Genomic DNA, 17,307 nt, shown 5'->3' with positions numbered 1-17,307 from the left:
TATGACTCGCAGGAACAACGCCCGCGGATCGCGGGTGCCGCACCTGGTGTTCAGCGCAGATTCCAGCCACTGAACGCCCTCATGTTACACGGCAGCAACGGCCCAACAGCCATCCGCGCCTGCTAGGACACGTCCTCCACGCATACGGTGAACTGGCGTTCCGGGTATGCGTAGCCCACGCCGCTGGTGCACTGATCAACTTCCGACACCCCGCGGAGGACCTCGGTGGCCCGTTGCCGGTGCGGCGCAGACGAATCCGCGCAGTCCACCCGATACGGGTCCTTGTCGTTCTGCGGGTCGATGCTCATGCAGCCGCCGGTGATCCAGTCGATGTCCAGACAGAGTGTCTGGGTCTCCTCGCTGAATGCGCTGCGCACGGAGTAGTAGGTGTCGACGTCGCCCGGGCACTGGTCGCTGTCGGTGACCGTGGAGATCACCTTGTAGTTCGACGCGTCGCTGCCGCACTCCGCCCGGCTGGCGTCGGGGCGCTCGTACGTGCCGCTCATCTTCAGGCAGTCCCCCGCCTTCATGTCCGCGGCCGCCGCTGAGGAGCAGGCGGTCAATCCGCCGAGGAAAAGTAGCGCGGCTGCCCCGAGAGGGGCAGCCGCGGAAAGTTGTGGCACCGACGCCGCGTCAGCGACGCAGCCCGAGGCGCTCGATCAGCGAGCGGTAACGCGCCACGTCAACCTGGGCGACGTACTTCAGCAGCCGGCGACGACGGCCGACGAGCAGCAGCAGGCCGCGACGCGAGTGGTGGTCGTGCTTGTGCTGCTTGAGGTGCTCGGTCAGGTCCGAGATCCGCTTGGTCAGCAGGGCGACCTGGGCCTCCGGCGAACCGGTGTCGGTCTCGTGCAGACCGTAGCTGCTCAGGATTTCTTTTTTCTGGTCGGCAGTAAGCGCCACGAAAGTAACTCCATCATTTCAGTCCCGCGAACATATTCTCGGCACAGCCACCGCGGACTGCAGCATGCACCGGATCGGCGAGAAGTCTAGCAGCACCGCGGCAAGCCGCGAATTCAGCCTTGGGTCTGCGCAGCCAGAATCGCGCGCGCCTTGTCAGCATCCCGCTTCATCTCTGCGACCAGTTCTTCCACCCGGTTGAACTTTTCCATGCCCCGGATCCGGGAGATGAAATCGACGGCGACATGCTGCCCGTACAGGTCGGCGTTGGTATCGAGCACGAACGCCTCTACCGTGCGGGTACGTCCGGAGAAAGTCGGGTTGGTGCCCACCGATACCGCGGCCTGATACCGCTCGCCGGGGATCACCGTGCCCATCATCGGGCCGTGGCCCAGCACCGTGAACCAGGCGGCGTAGACGCCGTCAGCCGGAATCGCGGAGAACATCGGCGGCGCCACGTTGGCCGTCGGGAAGCCCAGCACCCGGCCACGCCCGTCGCCGCGCACCACCACGCCCTCGACCCGATGCGGTCGGCCCAGCGCCTCGGTGGCGGCCACCACGTCGCCGGCGTCGACGCAGGAACGGATGTATGTCGACGAGAACGTGACCCGCTCGTCGCGGTGCTCGGCATCGAGCGATTCGGTCACCAGCGACATGCTCTCGACCGCGAAGCCGAACCGCTCCCCCGCCTTCCGCAGCATCTCGACATTCCCGGCGGCCTTCTTGCCGAATGTGAAGTTCTCCCCGACCACCACTTCCAGCACGTGTAGGTCCTCCACCAACAGCTCGTGGATGTAGCGCTCGGGGGTGAGCTTCATGAAATCCGAGGTGAACGGCATGACGAGAAATACGTCGACGCCGAGTTCCTCGACCAGCTCAGCCCGCCGCGTCAGCGTCGTCAGCTGTGCCGGATGACTACCCGGAAAAACCACCTCCATCGGATGTGGGTCGAAGGTCATGAGAACCACCGGCACTCCACGTGACCTGCCCGCTTTTACCGCGTGGCTGATCAACTCCGCGTGTCCACGGTGAACCCCGTCGAACACCCCGATGGTGACTACACACCTGCCCCAGTCCGTGGGGATCTCGTCCTGCCCACGCCAGCGCTGCACGCGATCAGCCTACGACCCGAACGCCACGCGGTCTGCTCTAGATCCCCCGATCAGGTGATGATTGCCTAAACTTTCCTACTGTGAGTCCAGACGGTAACCATCAAGACCTCTCCACGGTTGCCCAGGACTATCTGAAAGTCATCTGGACAGCCCAGGAGTGGTCTCGCGAAAAGGTCAGCACGAAACTGCTGGCCGAGCGGATCGGCGTGTCGGCATCCACGGCCTCGGAATCCATTCGGAAACTCGCCGACCAGGGCCTGGTCCATCACGAGAAGTACGGCGCAGTGACGCTGACCGACGCGGGCCGGCGCGCGGCGCTGGCGATGGTCCGTCGGCACCGGCTGATGGAGACCTTCCTGGTGCAGGAGCTGGGCTACGGCTGGGACGAGGTGCACGACGAGGCCGAGATCCTCGAGCACGCCGTGAGCGACCGGATGCTCGACCGGATCGACGCCAAGCTGGGCCACCCCACCCGCGATCCACACGGCGACCCGATCCCGGCCGCCGACGGCCAGGTGCCCACCCCGCCGGCCCGGCAGCTGTCGGCGTGCCAGGACGGCGACGCCGGCACTGTGGCGCGCATCTCCGACGCCGATCCGGAGATGCTGCGCTATTTCGACAGCGTCGGCATCAGCCTCGATTCCAGGGTGCGGGTGCTGGCGCGACGCGATTTCGCCGGCGTGATCTCGGTTGTCATCGAAGGTCCCGGGAGTCCGTCGGATTCTGGTGGCGGAGATGACACCAGCGTCCAGGTCGAGCTGGGCAATCCGGCCGCTGAAGCGATCTGGGTCGTCGCGAGCTGACGACACGCGGGAGAAGATCACCGCGATTTTTACCCGTGCGCGATCGCCGATCCGTCACCAAGATGACCTGTTCGTGACTGTCTCTCTGCACTGGTTCCTTCCCACCTACGGCGACAGCCGGCTGATCGTCGGCGGCGGCCACGGCACGCCCGCGGGCGCTGCCGGTGGTGACCGTGAAGCCTCGATCGACTACCTGGCCTCGATCGTCCGTTCCGCCGAACGGTTCGGTTTCACCGGCGCGCTCATCCCGACCGGGGCCTGGTGCGAGGACGCGTTCATCACCGCCGCGCTGCTGGCCCGCGAGACCACCTCGCTGGCATTCCTGGTGGCGTTCCGCCCGGGTCTGGTCAGCCCGACGCTGTCGGCTCAGATGGCGGCGACGTTCGCCCGGCATGCGCCGGGACGGATCCTGCTCAACGTCGTCGTCGGAGGCGAAGCGCATGAACAGCGGGCGTTCGGCGACCACCTGGACAAGGACGCACGGTATGCGCGCTGCGACGAATTCCTCGACGTGGTGCGGCGGCTGTGGGCCGGCGAGACGGTGACCCACAAGGGTGAGTACGTCGACGTCGAGGAGGCCTCGCTGGCGCTGCCGCCGACCCCGGTGCCGCCGCTGTACTTCGGCGGCAGCTCGCAGGCCGCCGGCCCGGTGGCCGCCCGGCACTCCGACGTCTACCTGACCTGGGGTGAGCCGCCGGCGGCCGTCAAGGAGAAGATCGAGTGGATTCGGGCGCTCGGCGAGGAACAGGGACGCAAGCTGCGGTTCGGCATCCGCCTGCACACCATCTCGCGGGATACCTCCGAGGAGGCCTGGGCCCAGGCCGACCGCCTCGTCGCCGCGCTCGATGACGAGACCGTGGCCGCAGCACAGGCCGGACTGGCGCGCAGTCAGTCCGAGGGCCAGAAGCGCATGCTGGCCCTGCACGAGGCCAACCGCGCCAACGGCACCTGGAGCGATGCCCGCAGCCTGGAGATCGCCCCGAACCTGTGGTCAGGCGTCGGATTGGTGCGAGGCGGGGCCGGCACCGCGCTGGTGGGCAGTCACACCGAGGTGGCCGACCGGATCGCCGAGTACGCCGAGATCGGTATCGACGAGTTCATCTTCTCCGGCTATCCGCACCTGGAGGAGCTGTTCTGGTTCGGCGAGGGTGTGGTGCCGATCCTGCGTGAACGCGGGCTGTTCGGCGGCGGCTCACCATCCGGCGCGCCCGCCTCGATCCCGTTCGTCGGCGCGCCGCGATGACGGATCTGGCCGGAGCCACCCGCATCTCGTCGGCTCAAGCGGCGCTGTCGGTAGCGACTCAGCTGTCGAGGTCGTTCGCCGAGGGCGCCGCCGCCCGCGACGCGCACCGGATCCTGCCGCACGAGCAGGTTCAGGCGCTGAAGGATTCGGGGCTGCTGGCTCTGACGGTGCCCACCGAGCATGGCGGGCTCGACGTGCCCGTCGGCGTTCTCGCCGAGGTGCTGCGACTGATCGCGCACGGAGATCCGTCCATCGGCCAGATCCCGCACTCGCATTTCACGTTTCTGGAGGCCCTGCGGCTGCAGGGCACGCCGGCACAGCAGGCGTACTTCTACGGGCTGGTGCTGGATGGGGCGTTGTTCGCCAATGCCCAGTCGGAACGCGGACCGCATCCCGTCGACGTGGACACCACCACGGTCAGTGCATCAGGCACCGATTACGTCCTGAGCGGCCGGAAGTACTACTCGACCGGGGCGCTGTTCGCGGACTGGCTGATCGTGCGGGCGTCGCTGGCCGACGGTTCGGGGCAGGTGCCGACGGCCGCGACCCCGAAGGCCGTCGCGTTCGTGCCGCGTGACGCCCGTGGGGTCGAGGTTGTCGACGACTGGGACGGCATGGGTCAGCGGACCACGGCCTCGGGCACCGTCACGCTCGAATCCGTCGAAGTGCCGGCCGCGCACGTCATCCAGTTCAGCCCGATCTTCGGGCGCCCCACGGTGTACGGGGCACGGGCGCAACTACTCCATGCCGCCCTCGACGTCGGTATCGCGACGGCTGCGCTGGAGGAAGCGGTACGTCAGGCCGCCAGAGCCCGTCCGCATTTCGAGGCTTCGGTGTCCAGCGCTGTCGAAGACCCGACCTTGGTGCAGGTCGCCGGTGAGCTGACCGTGACGGTGCGGGGCGCGCAGGCGCTGCTCGCCGAGGCGGCCCGTCAAGTCGATGCGGCCCGAGCCGATCTCACCGAGGACAGTGCCGCGGAGGCCTCGATAGCGGTGGCGATCGCCAAGGTGGCTGCCGCCCGGGCGGCGGTGGAAGCCGGCAGCGCACTGTTCGAGTTCGGCGGGACCCGCAGTGCCTCGGCATCGGGCAACCTGTCGCGGTACTGGCGTGACGCCCGTACCCACACGCTGCACGACGCCACCCGCTGGAAGATCCGACACATCGGCAACTACACCCTGTCAGGCACGAAACCGCCTCGCCACGGCCAGCTTTGAGCCGTTCCCCGCTACAGCGTGGCGGGGCGCAACACCACGACGTTCTTGGTGCGTGACGAGCCGTCTTCCAGCAGAGCGATGACCTGGCCGTCGGGTGCGGTGGCGGCATAGATCCCGTCGATGCCAGCCGGGGTCAGCGCCCGCCCGTGCCGGGTGTCCTCGGTTTCCTCCGCGCTCAGGTCGCGACGCGGAAAGCCGACCAGGCAGGCCTCGTCGAGTGAGTAGCTCAGCCGAGCCTGCTCGGCGAGGTCATCCAGGGTGCGCGCCTCGTCCAGGCCGTAGCGGCCGACCTTGGTGCGGCGCAATGCCGTCAGGTGCCCTCCGACACCGAGCGTCACACCCACGTCGCGGGCCAGGGCGCGGATGTAGGTGCCCGACGAGCAGTCCACATCGACGTCCACATCGACGAATTCGTCCACCCGCCGGACCGCAAGGATGTCGAACCGACCGATGCGCACGGGCCGGGCGGCCAGCTCGACGGTCTGCCCTTCGCGGGCCAGCTTGTAGGCCCGCTGTCCGCCAATCTTGATGGCGCTCACCGCCGAGGGCACCTGCTCGATGTCCCCGCGCAGCGCCGCGACAGCGGACTCGATCTGCTCATCGGTCACATGCGCAGCTGAGACCGATTGCAGCACTTCACCTTCGGCATCGTCGGTCGTGGTGGTCTGCCCCAGCCGGATCGTTGCCGAATACGACTTGTCGGTGGCAGTCAGCAGGCCGAGGATCTTGGTGGCGCGCTCGATCCCGACCACCAACACCCCGGTCGCCATGGGGTCGAGCGTTCCGGCGTGGCCGACCTTGCGCGTGCCGAACAGCCGGCGGCACCGCCCCACCACGTCATGGCTGGTCATCCCGGCAGGCTTGTCGACGATCACCAAGCCGGCTTCTGGACCGCTCACAGCACGATCGCCGTCAACGTGACACCGTCGCGCACCGACCAACGACCTTCCAGTGCAGTCAACGGCGGGCCGTGTTCGGCGGCCGGGTCGATGAGGATCTGGGACCGGAACGTTCCTCCCGTGCCGGACCCGTCCACCCCGAAAGTGATGTGGGCATCCTCGAATCCGAGCCAGCGGTGCGTCAACGGGTACCAGGCCTTGTAGGTGGCCTCCTTGGCGCAGAACAGGATTCGGTCCCAATGCAGACCGTCGGGCAGTCCGCCGAGTTCAGAGCGTTCCAACGGCAGCGAGATGGCGCCGAGAACCCCGTCAGGCAACACGTCGTGCGGCTCGGCATCGATGCCGACCGACCTCACCCCACCGACACGGCCCACCACGGCACCCCGAAAGCCCTGACAATGCGTCAGGCTGCCGACGATGCCATCAGGCCAGCACGGCTCGCCCATGTCCCCCTTGAGGATTGGCACCGGGCCCACGCCCAGCTCACCCAACGCCTGGCGTGCGCAGTAGCGCACGGTGGTGAACTCATTGCGCCGCTTGGCCACCGCGCGGGCCACCAGGGCCGCCTCCTCGGGCAGCGCCGTCAGGCCCGGCGGGTCGTCGTACAACTCGGCCGCAGCGAGATCGTCCGGCATATCGGGCAGCACCTGCCCCAGCAACGTGTCGCTCATGCGCGCCTGGCCTTGATCCGCTCCTGCATCTGCTGAGCGTGGGCACGCATCTCGGCGGTGATCTGGAAATGCCCGCCGAACTCGTTGAGATATCCCGGTGCGTAGTTGGGGTCGGGCAGGATCTGGCGCAGCCAGCGGAAAGGCTTGCGGCGACGCCACTCCCGCGGATAGCCGACCGATACCTCTTCGAAGCGCACGTCGTCGTACCAGGTGGTACGCGGAATGTGCAGGTGGCCATACACCGAGCAGATCGCGTTGTAGCGGGTGTGCCAGTCCTTGGTGGCCGTCGTGCCGCACCACAGCGAGAACTCGGGATAAAACATCGCGTCGCAGGGTTCGCGGACCAGCGGGAAATGGTTGACCAGAACCGTCGGGTCGATCCAGTCCAGATCGTCGAGCCGCTTGCGGGTGGCCGCCACTCGATCACGGCACCACGCGTCACGGGTCGCATAGGGCTCGCTGGACAGCAGGAACTCGTCGGTACCGACGACGTTACGGTCCCGGGCGATGGCCAGCCCCTCGGCCTTGGTCGAGGCCCCCTCGGGCAGGAAGGTGTAGTCGTAGAGCAGGAACATCGGCACGATCGTGGCCGGACCACCCTGTTCGGTCCACACCGGGAACGGATGCTCGGGGGTGATCACACCCATCTGGTCGCACATGTCGACCAGGTAGTCGTAGCGCGACCGGCCGAAGATCTGCATCGGGTCCTTGTTGGTGGTCCACAGTTCGTGGTTACCGGGAACCCAGATGACTTTGGCGAACCGCTTGCGCAGCAGGTCCAGCGCCCATCGGATCTCGTCGGTGCGCTCCCCGACGTCACCGGCGACGATCAGCCAGTCGTCGGGCGAAGCCGGGTACAACGACTCGGTGACCGGCTTGTTTCCGTTGTGCCCGGTATGCAGATCGCTGATCGCCCACAGGATCGGCTGCCGGTCCCTCGTCTCGTGATCCATCACCACAGTTGCACCACCACAACGGACCAGCCTAACCGGGCGTCGGCGCTGCGCGTCGTTGACAACTAGAACAGGTTCTCGTTTATGGTCGAGTCCGTTGCGACTGACCGCTACACTCCCCGCAAGCCGGGGAACGTTTTGCCACCAAACTATGAGGGGGTGTGATGGCCGCCAAGTTGCGACTGCTGTCGGCGTCGACAGGGCTGGTTGCGGCGTTGGTATCGGCGGTGATCGTGTGGCAGTCGGGCCCGACCGAGCGTGCGGGCGCCGGTCCGCTTCAGCTCGATGTCACGGATCTCCCGATGACCAACGTGTCCACGACCATCAAGTGGCCGGTCGTGGAGACCACGGATCCGTCACCGTTCGATCCGTGCAATGACATCCCGTTCGACGTGGTCCAGCGGATCGGTCTGGCCTTCACCCCGCCGGAGCCCGAGGACAGCCTGCGCTGCCACTACGACGCCGGCGACTACCAGATGGCGGTCGAGGCGTTCGTCTGGCGCACCTACGAGAAGACCATCCCGGCCGATGCGGTCGAGCTGGACATCGATGGCCACCGGGCCGCGCAGTACTGGATCATGAAGCCGACCGACTGGAACGACCGCTGGTGGGTCACCTGCATGGTGGCGTTCAAGACCAGCTACGGCGTCATTCAGCAATCGCTGTTCTACTCCCCCATACACTCGCCGAGCCAGCCGGACTGCCTGCAGACCAACCTGCAGCGGGCCCACGAACTGGCGCCGTACTACAAGTTCTGAGGCATCCGGAGTTCCGAGTAGTGCGGGGACCGATCCGTAGCCTGGTCGCGTGAGCACATTCCGCCGGTACACCGGTAAGGCCGTCAGCAGGATTCTGGGGCTGCCGCCGCACGAGACCGACTTCACCGTGCAGCACGGGCTGCGGGTGCCGATGCGCGACGGCGTGGAACTGGTTGCCGACCACTACGCGCCCGTCACCGACCGTCCCGCGGGCACGTTGCTCGTCCGCGGCCCGTACGGCCGCCGCTTCCCGTTCTCACCGGTGTTCGCGCAGGTGTATGCCGCGCGGGGTTATCACGTGGTGTTGCAAAGTGTGCGTGGCACGTTCGGCTCCGGCGGACAGTTCACCCCGATGGTCCACGAAATGGCCGACGGTGCCGACACCGTGGCCTGGTTGCGGGACCAGCCGTGGTTCACCGGGTCGTTCGCCACGGTGGGGCTGTCATACCTCGGCTTCACTCAGTGGGCGCTGCTGGTCGATCCGCCGCCGGAGATGAAAGCTGCCGTCATCACCGTCGGCCCGCACGATTTCAGCTCATCGGCCTGGGGCACCGGCGCGTTCTCCCTCAACGACTTTCTGGGCTGGAGCGCGATGGTGGCCCGCCAGGAGGAACCCGGCGTGGTGCAGGCGCTGACCCGGCAGCTGCGAGGCCCGGCGGAGCTGGCCAAGGCGACCGCCGGATTGCCGATGGGTGCGGCCGGCCGACGGCTGCTGGGCACCGGCGCGCCATGGTACGAATCCTGGCTGGAGCACCCAGAACGCGAAGATCCGTTCTGGGACCGACTGCGGTTCGACGAAGCGGTGCAGCAGGTCGAGGTGCCCATCCTGTTGCTCAGTGGGTGGCAGGACCTCTTCCTGGACCAGACGCTGGAGCAGTACGAGCAGCTTCACCGGCGCGGCGTCCCGGTGGCATTGACGGTCGGGCCGTGGACTCACACGCAGCTGCTGACCAAGGGACTCACCACCGTGGTCGGCGAATCACTGGACTGGCTGGGCGCCCACCTGGCCGGCGACGGCGAAACCGACCGCAGCAGGGTACGGATTCATGTCAACGGGCACGGCTGGGTGGAGCAGGCCGACTGGCCACCGGTCATGCCCGAGCACGAGCTGTACTTGCAGCCGGCGGGGCGGCTGGCCGATACCCCGCCGTCGGAATCCGCACCACCGTCTACATTCACCTACCACCCCGCCGACCCGACCCCCACCGTCGGCGGCCGCATGCTGGCCGCGGCCGGCGGTTACCGCGACGACACCCGGCTGGCCCGGCGCAGAGATGTGCTGACGTTCGACGGCGACCCACTTCCCGCCGATCTGTACGTGGCGGGCAACCCGGTCGTCGAGTTGGCACACAGCTGTGACAACCCGCATCACGACATCTTCGTCCGGATCAGCGAGGTGGACGGAAAAGGCCGGTCCCGCAACGTATCCGACGGATTCCGCCGAATGAACGGTCACACCGGACCGGTGCGCCTCGAGCTGGATGCCGTCGCACACCGATTCCGGGCAGGGTCACGGATCAGGGTGATGATCGCCGGTGGCTCGCACCCGCGGTTCGCCCGCAATCTCGGCACCGCCGAGCCACCGATCTCCGGTTCCCAGCTGGTGCGTGCCACTCATACCGTGCATCACGGCCAGGGCGGGGTGTCCCGGCTGGTGCTGCCCGCCGGACCGGTGCCGCCGTCAGCCGACTGAGGTCCGCACCCGCTCGGCGACGTCGCGCAACATCGTGTCGTCGTGCACCGGTGGGCCCCACCTCGCCTGCACCGGTAGGTCGACCCAGCTCTTGCACCCGGCGTACTCGGGCGTGCGGGCCAGCCGGATCGGTGCACGCAGCGGGCTCACCTGGACGACCAGGACGGTCAGCCGGTGTTTGGGGCGGAAATCGAGCCGGTCCGCCCGCACCGATTCGGCGGTCCAGATGTGCAGCGGTGCGAGCTCCTCGATCGCTTCGGGCTCGTTGACCTCCACTGCAGCAACAACTTTCGCTCCAGCTCGAATGATCACCGCGTCGTCGGTGCTGTCCTGCGCGGCAGCGGCGAGCAGGTCTGCGTGTTGGGGCCGCACCCGTTCGGCATGGCTGTGCGCAACCGTCGGAAACAGCAGGAACTCGGGCGCGGCCACCGAGAACCGCTTCTCGTGGATGCCGCCCTTGCGCAACAGCACGGTCTGACGGCCATCGAGCAGGGCGTGCACGGCCGCGCTCCACTCCTTGAGCGCGGGCTGTGTCACTGTGCAGCCAGTCGGGCCCGGACCTCTGGACGACGCAGCGGAGGAACGGTTTTGGGCGGCTGACGGCGCGGGGCCAGCCCGTCGAGCAGTCGCATGGTCGTGGCGGTGACCTCGGCGACAGCCTCCTCGAACGCGTCGACGTTGGCGCCGGTGGGCCGGGTGATACCGCTGACCTTGCGCACGTACTGGCGCGCCGCGGCCTCGATCTCTTCGTCAGTTGCGGCGGGCTCCAGCCCGCGCAGCTCGGTGATGTTGCGGCACATGACACCCACGATAGGCGCGCGGAGCCTGGTGGCTAGCGTGAGTGGATGACCAGCACCGCCGTTCTCCTCGTCGATACCACCGACCGGGTTCGCACGCTCACGTTGAATCGGCCCCAGTCGCGCAATGCGCTGTCGACGCAACTCCGCACGGAGTTCTACGGTGCCCTGCGCACCGCACAGGCTGATGACGACGTTGACGTCGTGATCCTCACCGGCGCCGATCCGGTGTTCTGCGCCGGTCTGGACCTGAAGGAACTCGGCGACACCACCGAACTGCCCGATATCTCGCCCAAATGGCCGGCCATGAGCAAGCCGGTGATCGGCGCCATCAACGGTGCAGCGGTCACCGGGGGTCTGGAGCTGGCGCTGTACTGCGACATCCTGATCGCCTCCGAGCGCGCCAAGTTCGCCGACACCCACGCCCGGGTGGGGTTGCTGCCGACCTGGGGCCTGAGCGTGCGGCTGCCGCAGAAGGTCGGAGTGGGCCTGGCCCGGCGGATGAGCCTGACCGGCGATTACCTCTCGGCTGCCGAGGCCCTGCGGGCCGGGCTGGTCACCGAAGTGGTCCCCCATGACGAGCTGCTGCCCGCCGCCCGGCGGGTGGCCGCCTCGATCGTCGCCAACAATCAGGCCGCCGTCCGAGCCCTGCTCGCCTCGTATCACCGCATCGACGAGTCCCAGACGAATCAGGGACTGTGGATCGAAGCGGCCTCGGCGCGCGAGTGGATGGCGACGGCAACCGGTGACGACATCGCGGCCAGCCGCAGCGCCGTGATTGAGCGGGGACGCGCGCAGGTGCGCTGACGCCGCCTACTTTCCCGGGCCGGCCGGCGTCCGGTGTTACTTGACACGACCTACCTTTGGGGAGTGCACACGGAGGTGAACGTCTTGCCGTCCTGCGCGGCGACGTCAGTTTCGTTGAGCCAACCCACACCGGTGAACCAGTAGGTGTCCTCAGGATGGTTCGGCGATCCGTCCACGATTTCGGAGACCTCGGTACCCGACCCGAACACCACTGATTTCGCACCCGGGGGAAACGCGTCGAGCCGCAAGGTCAGTTGCTCTGCGGTACGCCAATCCACGCCCTGCGGCCACGGCCGCGTGACCTGCAACCCGGCGGGGTACGGCCCGCCCAGGGTCAAATGCTCAACGTCCGCTCCGGCCGGACTGCTGGCTGTGAGCACCAGCTCAGGTTCCCCGAGGTTGTAGCTCAACGAGATTCGCTTGACAGCGATGCACGGCGCACCGGTCCAGATCTGCAACTTTCCGTCAGTGACACGCGCGCCCCATGACGGAGTCAGTGTCGGCGCGAACGGTGCCCTGGTCTCACAGCCCGACGACGCCGACAGCGCAAGGATTGCCACAACTACCGCGATACGGCGGCGCATCAGTGGTAGCCCCCGTCCGAAAGGCCGGCGTCCTCTTCCAGAGGGTGGACGCCGCCCTTCCCCTGGATGATCCCGCCCGTGCCGTAATCGATTCCCATTCTCACCGGCCCCTTTTCAGCCCACTGCTGCGAATGCCGCTCTTCGTGATGGAGTAGCCGATCCAGGTCCAGGCCGCCTTGAACCGGCACACCGCCCTCGCGGCCGTACCACATGTTTCCGGAGTCGATGATTGCGCGAAGCTGTTCAGCCGGGTTCTTCACATCGTTGATGTTCACGGTGAAGATGTCGCCGTAGGTGGAACCGCCCTGGAATGCCGCCCAATCGGTTGGCTTGCCGCCCAACGCCATCAGCATGCCGTTCGGCGTGGTCGCCACAGCCGCGCCTGTGTAGGGAAGCCCGGCGGCCGCCGTATAGCTCCAGGAGTTGGCGTTCTGCCGATCGATGATTCTCTGGACCTCGGCCGCGGAGTACGGCACCTCCTCGAAGTCGTTCTGGACATCGTCAGACGTGCCCGCCTTGCCGTCAGGGCCGAGTTCGGCCTTGCCGTAATCCGTTCCCGCATTGAGGATGTAGGTCATCAATGCGGCCTTCTTCACCTTCTCAGGACTGGTACCCGACGGGATGAGGAAGAACGATTTGCCGTCGGCGTCCTTGACCTCCTCCATGCCGTTGAAGACGTCGAAATCCTCGGGGTCGATGTCGTGGGTCCGCGCGATGTCGACGATCGTCTCCGGTGACACATCCTGGCGAGCCGCATTCAGCAACCATTCCCGGTAACGCCCCTCCGCCGGGCCGTCGAGCACGCCCGCGTCACGCAGCGCCCGCTCGTATTGTGAGAGCTTTTGCTCCGGTGTCGCATTGGGATCCTCGGTAGGCGATTCGTCCGGCCCGGCGAAGTCAATGCTCTCGGCCGCCTCGATATCGCCGCGCTCATAGCGCTCGGCAGCCAGGAGCAGTTTGTCGGCGTACTCGGACACATCGTTGCCCAACGACTGTGCCTGCCGCGCCAGTGAACTGCCCACGTCCCGGCAGGCGTCCGCGGTCTCGAGTGCCGACAACGAACCGGACGCCCCCGACACCGCCGGACCCGCCCGATCCCGGTGAAACTCCACCGAGGCCTGGTTCAACCCGTTGGCACTGAGACGCATCGCCTCGATGCTCACCGCCAGCGGCTGATTCATATCTGCGTCAGCCCCTGCCGATCTTGCGCAGTGCGGCGGCCGTGGCCTTGTCCGCCGCGTCGAACTTGTCGAGCGCCGTCTGAATTTTCGTCTGCAGCTTGAGTTGCCTGATCTTGACCTCGAGCGCATTGCGCGGCGACAGCGCCGCCCACCACAGCAGACGCCAGCCAGCGGTCACCGATCCGTTGTCGGCGATGTTGAAGTACTGAGCCTCACCACTGTTGACGAGGTCGGAGAGTTCCTTGCGTATGCCGGTGAGCGTCTCGCCGGACGCAGCCATCTTGTCGGACAGCTTCTGCAGCTTCGTGCGGTAGAGCTGCTGATCGCCGAACATCTCGTCGGCGTTGACTCGCGCGCCGTCGGATGCCGTACCGGTCCACTTCGACGCCAGAGCATCCATTTGAGACCGCTCGCCGGCAAGCTGAAGGTCTATTTCGGAGCCGGCCGCCTTGACCTCTCCAGCGGCGTTGACCAGTGCTTCGGGTCGAGAACCCAGGACCTGCGATACCGTCAGCGGCATCCCGACGCCCCCTGTCTGCCTAAGTCCTTCTCAGTATGGGGCCACGAGTTGGGCGGACAATGCGCCAATTCGGCCGCGAAAGCCCACGTGTCACGTACCGGTGCGGTCAGCCGACCGATGAGGATCAGTCGGCGAGCCAGCCCGTCCCGGTTTGGTCGGCAGCAAGCTCCTCGACGCTCATCCCGTCGACGAGCCGGTCCAGGGCGCCGATCATCGTGGCGCAGTCGCGGGCGGGGTGTTCGGCGGGGCAACGCAATGCGTGCGTCAGAAACTGTTGCGCCCCTTTGGCTTGCGCGATCACCCGATCCAGCGCGGCGATCTGCTCGCGCACCGTCTCACGCCACTGTTCACTCGGTGCGTCCAGCACCGCGGCCGCGGTGTCGAGCGGAAGACCCAATCGGTTGACGATCTTGAGCAACGCGAGCCGACGAAGCTCTTCGGGTCCGTACATCCGCTTGCCGGCCCGCCGCAGCCGCGGCGACACCAGCCCGCGTTCGTCGTAGTACCGCAACGCCGACGGGCTCATCTGCAACCGCGCGGCCGCCTCGCCGATCGGGATCACGTCCATGCCGCCATTTGACTTCAACCCACCTTGAACCGGCAAGGTCTACCCCATGAACGCCGCGCGTGCGATCAATCACCATGCCGACCACCCCGGTTTCTCGGGAGTCACCGGGGTGCTGTGCGGATTGGCCTTCCTCCTGGTGGGCCGGGCGAAGGCCAGGCTGGCCGCCGATACCGCGCACATCTCCTCGGCGGACCATGTCGTGGACGTGGGTTGCGGACCCGGTACCGCCGCCCGGGTGGCCGCCCGCCGCGGCGCTCGGGTCACCGGCGTCGACCCCGCGTCGACCCTGCTCCGCATCGGGCGCCTGGTCACGCCGAGGCGCATGCCCATCACCTGGAGTGAGGGCACCGCAGAACACCTTCCGGTGCCCGACGGCTCAGCGACGGTGGTGTGGGCACTGGCCACTGTGCACCACTGGCAGGATGTCGCCATGGCGGTTGCCGAGGCACACCGGGTGCTGATTCCCGGCGGGCGGCTGATCGCGATCGAGCGTCAATCGGCTGACGACGCCACCGGACTGGCCAGCCACGGCTGGACACGGCAGCAGGCCGAGTCGTTCGGGATGTTGTGCCGCGACGCGGGATTCAGCGACGTGTGTGTCGCGGCGCAAGGCAAGGGACGCGACGCGGTGTGGGTGGTCAGCGGTACGCATCCGGCTCTCTAGTCAGCGTCCCACAAATGAATGGCTCGCCGTAGGTACCTGCTGGCACACTCACCCACATGAGCCACGGACTCTTCGACTGCATCGGACTGCCGCTGCACGGCTCGGACGTCGCCACCGCCTTTGTTCACCAGCACTGGGGCGAACTGCGTGGGTACCCGATGCCGGGCGGATGGTTCAACGCTGTCTGGCGAGACCCTTCAGGCGCCGAGATCGTCGTCAATGTGCACGACAGCGGCGAGATCGAGGTCGTCCCCGGGTTCGCAGGCGGCCCGACTGCGCGGATCACCGAGGTGCACTCGGCAGAGGGTACCGACATCGTTGTGGCGGACGTGGTCGATGATGACGGCACACAAATAACCCGACTGTGCGCTGACTCCGGCCAGTGGCGCTTTCTCCCACCGGCCTCATCCGATGCGACGTTCGAGGCGCTCATCACCGGTCTGGCACTCGACGTGCATGTCTGCAAGCGTTCAATGCCTCCCCAGAGTCGGACATGGGCCCGCTCACCACGCCGCAGACACTTCCGAACGGGACCGTGATGGACCGCCTGCGGTTGGGCGCCGAGAGCTTCATTCCAGCCGGGATGTTCCAGGACCCCTGGACACCGATGGCTGTGTTCTCCGCGACGGTCGAGCATTCGTGGACCAAGACCGTCGAAGCCACCGGCGGCTCATTCCATGTGGCCCGGGTGACCACCCTCGGAGCACTCGGCATCTATCTGTGCTGGCCGACCGACCTTGGGCCCCTGGCCGAGCCGGGCAACACCGTGTACGCCGAGGCCTACCTGACGGCGACGCTCCCCGAGCTCCGGCGTCGACACGCTTCGGACAACAACTGATGGGGTCACGACTCGGAGTGATCGTCCTCGCCGAATCCGGGCCAGAGCTGTACTACGACCACTGGGCCGCACAAACCGTCGGGCTGGACATCGCGCTCGACGGTTTCGAGGCCACGCTGGCACGTGTTCGAAGCATGACGCCGATGGGTGTCGACACGCCCGCGCAGTGGCATGGCGCGACGTGGATCGAAGGGTCGCTGCTCATCGATCTGATCCAGCGGCACGTTGTATGGGCCGAGGAGAGCTCGTATTTGTACCTGCCACGGATCGTCAATCATCTGATCGAGAAGACCTGGCCGGGTTGGTCGGCCGTGTGGTCCCCTGAAGGCGTCCGCGGGACCTTGTGGTTGGCCGGCGTCGACCCTGCAACGATCTTCACCGAGAACAGCTACCCACAGCGGACCGTGGAAGATCTGACGTGGTTCGTACCTTGGGCTGAGGGTGGCACCTGTGACGCCTTATCCGTTCGCCTTGACTCCGGGCAAGTGATCGCCTGGCGCGGCGAAGGCTCCCTCGACTTCATCGCCCAGCTCGGTCCGGACCTGATCCGCTCAGTGGCCGTAGAAGCGCTGGCGCGCAGCGGTGCTGGTGAACCCGTGCTCTGGGACTTCGAGCGCTGCAACGAGGGCCCGGCCACGGGGATTCACATGGACTTCACCACGAAGACCGCGCGATGGTGGGCGATCTGCGACGACGACCGGCAGATCGATGCGTTCGACGGGCTATGGCCCGGCTGGTCGGTCGAGACCGTCGGCGACGCGTACGAGTTTCACGAGCATGCCACCGGAAAACCCATGCGCAGCTGGGCAGAAGAGATCGGCACCGTGCGAGACACCGTCGAACGGATGCTCAGCAATGGGCCCCGTGAAAACCCACTGCTGCGCGTCGCATCCCTCATGGCCGACCAGGGCGAGCAGATCACGATCAACGCTGCCGCCCTCAAATTCGAACCGGCCTCGGACTTCAGCGGCGCGCCGCGTGCCATCGCGGCTCTCGATGAACTGGACGCAGTCCGCCCGCTGACGCCGGCGCGGTTTGTCAACAGGCACGGGCAGGTGTTCGAGCCCTCTCCGTCGGGCAGGTGGCCCGGCCCGTAGCCGGC

At 67.0% G+C, this 17,307-nt stretch carries 22 protein-coding genes; 10 read left to right on the top strand and 12 right to left on the bottom strand.

The genetic code is table 11. The features are described 5' to 3' along the window. Positions 1 to 122 precede the first annotated feature (122 nt). The 3 genes from lppU to ACZYZ7_RS01835 all read right to left on the bottom strand — a co-directional run bounded on the left by lppU (position 123) and on the right by ACZYZ7_RS01835 (position 2,012). On the bottom strand, positions 123 to 623 hold the full coding sequence (lppU, locus tag ACZYZ7_RS01845; RefSeq protein ID WP_450068888.1) for an LppU family putative lipoprotein: 501 nt from the start codon (positions 621 to 623) through the stop codon (positions 123 to 125). Positions 624 to 633: 10 nt separating this feature from the next. Beyond that, positions 634 to 903: a 30S ribosomal protein S15 gene (gene rpsO, locus ACZYZ7_RS01840; protein WP_135453762.1), complete on the bottom strand. Its 270-nt coding sequence runs from the start codon at positions 901 to 903 to the stop codon at positions 634 to 636. A 113-nt stretch (positions 904 to 1,016) separates the two neighbouring features. Beyond that, a complete protein-coding gene (locus tag ACZYZ7_RS01835) occupies positions 1,017 to 2,012 on the bottom strand; it encodes a bifunctional riboflavin kinase/FAD synthetase (RefSeq protein WP_135453761.1) in 996 nt (331 codons plus the stop codon). An 80-nt stretch (positions 2,013 to 2,092) separates the two neighbouring features. Between ACZYZ7_RS01835 and mntR the strand changes: the two genes are divergently transcribed. The 3 genes from mntR to ACZYZ7_RS01820 all read left to right on the top strand — a co-directional run bounded on the left by mntR (position 2,093) and on the right by ACZYZ7_RS01820 (position 5,272). Further along, entirely contained in the window at positions 2,093 to 2,815 is a 723-nt protein-coding gene (mntR, locus tag ACZYZ7_RS01830) for a manganese-binding transcriptional regulator MntR (protein ID WP_135453760.1), read from the top strand. Positions 2,816 to 2,888: 73 nt separating this feature from the next. Continuing rightward, positions 2,889 to 4,058, top strand: coding sequence for an LLM class flavin-dependent oxidoreductase (locus ACZYZ7_RS01825; RefSeq protein ID WP_167857813.1), 1,170 nt, complete (start codon positions 2,889 to 2,891; stop codon positions 4,056 to 4,058). Next, complete coding sequence (locus ACZYZ7_RS01820; protein WP_463740081.1) at positions 4,055 to 5,272, top strand: SfnB family sulfur acquisition oxidoreductase; 1,218 nt, start codon at positions 4,055 to 4,057, stop codon at positions 5,270 to 5,272. The genes ACZYZ7_RS01825 and ACZYZ7_RS01820 overlap by 4 nt, the downstream gene beginning before the upstream one ends. An 11-nt stretch (positions 5,273 to 5,283) precedes the next feature. Here the strand turns inward: ACZYZ7_RS01820 and truB are convergent, their stop codons facing one another. The 3 genes from truB to ACZYZ7_RS01805 are packed head-to-tail and all read right to left on the bottom strand — an operon-like array spanning position 5,284 to position 7,795. Continuing rightward, entirely contained in the window at positions 5,284 to 6,171 is an 888-nt protein-coding gene (gene truB / locus ACZYZ7_RS01815) for a tRNA pseudouridine(55) synthase TruB (protein WP_463740080.1), read from the bottom strand. Continuing rightward, positions 6,168 to 6,842 carry a 4'-phosphopantetheinyl transferase PptT gene (gene pptT, locus ACZYZ7_RS01810; protein WP_463740079.1) on the bottom strand — a complete coding sequence of 225 codons (675 nt, stop codon included), beginning with the start codon at positions 6,840 to 6,842 and terminating at the stop codon, positions 6,168 to 6,170. Before pptT ends, truB begins: the two co-directional genes overlap by 4 nt. Continuing rightward, entirely contained in the window at positions 6,839 to 7,795 is a 957-nt protein-coding gene (locus tag ACZYZ7_RS01805) for a metallophosphoesterase family protein (protein ID WP_167857812.1), read from the bottom strand. The genes pptT and ACZYZ7_RS01805 overlap by 4 nt, the downstream gene beginning before the upstream one ends. A gap of 164 nt (positions 7,796 to 7,959) precedes the next feature. Here ACZYZ7_RS01805 and ACZYZ7_RS01800 point away from each other — a divergent pair, with 164 nt between their 5' ends. Both ACZYZ7_RS01800 and ACZYZ7_RS01795 read left to right on the top strand, forming a co-directional pair. Then, positions 7,960 to 8,553, top strand: coding sequence for a DUF3558 domain-containing protein (locus ACZYZ7_RS01800; protein ID WP_450068883.1), 594 nt, complete (start codon positions 7,960 to 7,962; stop codon positions 8,551 to 8,553). A 49-nt stretch (positions 8,554 to 8,602) separates the two neighbouring features. Further along, positions 8,603 to 10,246, top strand: coding sequence for a CocE/NonD family hydrolase (locus ACZYZ7_RS01795; protein WP_463740078.1), 1,644 nt, complete (start codon positions 8,603 to 8,605; stop codon positions 10,244 to 10,246). Here ACZYZ7_RS01795 and ACZYZ7_RS01790 read toward each other — a convergent pair. Both ACZYZ7_RS01790 and ACZYZ7_RS01785 read right to left on the bottom strand, forming a co-directional pair. After that, on the bottom strand, positions 10,235 to 10,783 hold the full coding sequence (locus tag ACZYZ7_RS01790) for a DUF1802 family protein (RefSeq protein ID WP_463740077.1): 549 nt from the start codon (positions 10,781 to 10,783) through the stop codon (positions 10,235 to 10,237). The genes ACZYZ7_RS01795 and ACZYZ7_RS01790 overlap by 12 nt on opposite strands. After that, positions 10,780 to 11,046 (bottom strand): DUF2277 domain-containing protein, encoded by a 267-nt coding sequence (locus tag ACZYZ7_RS01785; protein WP_463740076.1) that lies wholly within the window; start codon positions 11,044 to 11,046, stop codon positions 10,780 to 10,782. Before ACZYZ7_RS01785 ends, ACZYZ7_RS01790 begins: the two co-directional genes overlap by 4 nt. A 45-nt stretch (positions 11,047 to 11,091) precedes the next feature. Here ACZYZ7_RS01785 and ACZYZ7_RS01780 point away from each other — a divergent pair, with 45 nt between their 5' ends. Then, positions 11,092 to 11,850, top strand: coding sequence for an enoyl-CoA hydratase (locus tag ACZYZ7_RS01780; RefSeq protein WP_450068880.1), 759 nt, complete (start codon positions 11,092 to 11,094; stop codon positions 11,848 to 11,850). Between the two features lie 50 nt (positions 11,851 to 11,900). Here the strand turns inward: ACZYZ7_RS01780 and ACZYZ7_RS01775 are convergent, their stop codons facing one another. The 4 genes from ACZYZ7_RS01775 to ACZYZ7_RS01760 form a co-directional block, all read right to left on the bottom strand. Further along, a complete protein-coding gene (locus ACZYZ7_RS01775; protein WP_463740075.1) occupies positions 11,901 to 12,410 on the bottom strand; it encodes a hypothetical protein in 510 nt (169 codons plus the stop codon). Positions 12,411 to 12,433: 23 nt separating this feature from the next. Beyond that, a complete protein-coding gene (locus tag ACZYZ7_RS01770) occupies positions 12,434 to 13,615 on the bottom strand; it encodes a type VII secretion target (protein ID WP_463740074.1) in 1,182 nt (393 codons plus the stop codon). A gap of 7 nt (positions 13,616 to 13,622) precedes the next feature. After that, positions 13,623 to 14,135 carry a WXG100 family type VII secretion target gene (locus tag ACZYZ7_RS01765; protein ID WP_463740073.1) on the bottom strand — a complete coding sequence of 171 codons (513 nt, stop codon included), beginning with the start codon at positions 14,133 to 14,135 and terminating at the stop codon, positions 13,623 to 13,625. Positions 14,136 to 14,259: 124 nt separating this feature from the next. Next, a complete protein-coding gene (locus tag ACZYZ7_RS01760) occupies positions 14,260 to 14,703 on the bottom strand; it encodes a MerR family transcriptional regulator (RefSeq protein WP_463740072.1) in 444 nt (147 codons plus the stop codon). 46 nt (positions 14,704 to 14,749) lie between these two features. On the opposite strand from ACZYZ7_RS01760, the gene ACZYZ7_RS01755 reads away from it, so the two are divergent. Genes ACZYZ7_RS01755 through ACZYZ7_RS01740 form a run of 4 tightly spaced genes read left to right on the top strand, consistent with a single transcriptional unit; the run spans position 14,750 to position 17,302 of the window. After that, the gene (locus ACZYZ7_RS01755; RefSeq protein WP_135453747.1) at positions 14,750 to 15,367 is read left to right on the top strand and encodes a class I SAM-dependent methyltransferase; all 618 of its coding nucleotides are present in this window, start codon (positions 14,750 to 14,752) and stop codon (positions 15,365 to 15,367) included. 56 nt (positions 15,368 to 15,423) lie between these two features. Further along, positions 15,424 to 15,906, top strand: a complete 483-nt coding sequence (locus tag ACZYZ7_RS01750; protein WP_450068876.1) for a hypothetical protein — start codon at positions 15,424 to 15,426, stop codon at positions 15,904 to 15,906. Then, on the top strand, positions 15,906 to 16,205 hold the full coding sequence (locus ACZYZ7_RS01745) for a hypothetical protein (RefSeq protein WP_450068875.1): 300 nt from the start codon (positions 15,906 to 15,908) through the stop codon (positions 16,203 to 16,205). Before ACZYZ7_RS01750 ends, ACZYZ7_RS01745 begins: the two co-directional genes overlap by 1 nt. Beyond that, positions 16,205 to 17,302: a hypothetical protein gene (locus ACZYZ7_RS01740; RefSeq protein ID WP_450068874.1), complete on the top strand. Its 1,098-nt coding sequence runs from the start codon at positions 16,205 to 16,207 to the stop codon at positions 17,300 to 17,302. Before ACZYZ7_RS01745 ends, ACZYZ7_RS01740 begins: the two co-directional genes overlap by 1 nt. Positions 17,303 to 17,307: the final 5 nt, after the last annotated feature.

This window comes from Mycobacterium sp. IDUB_17 (assembly GCF_055419465.1).
This window is presented reverse-complemented; position numbering and strand designations above follow the sequence as displayed.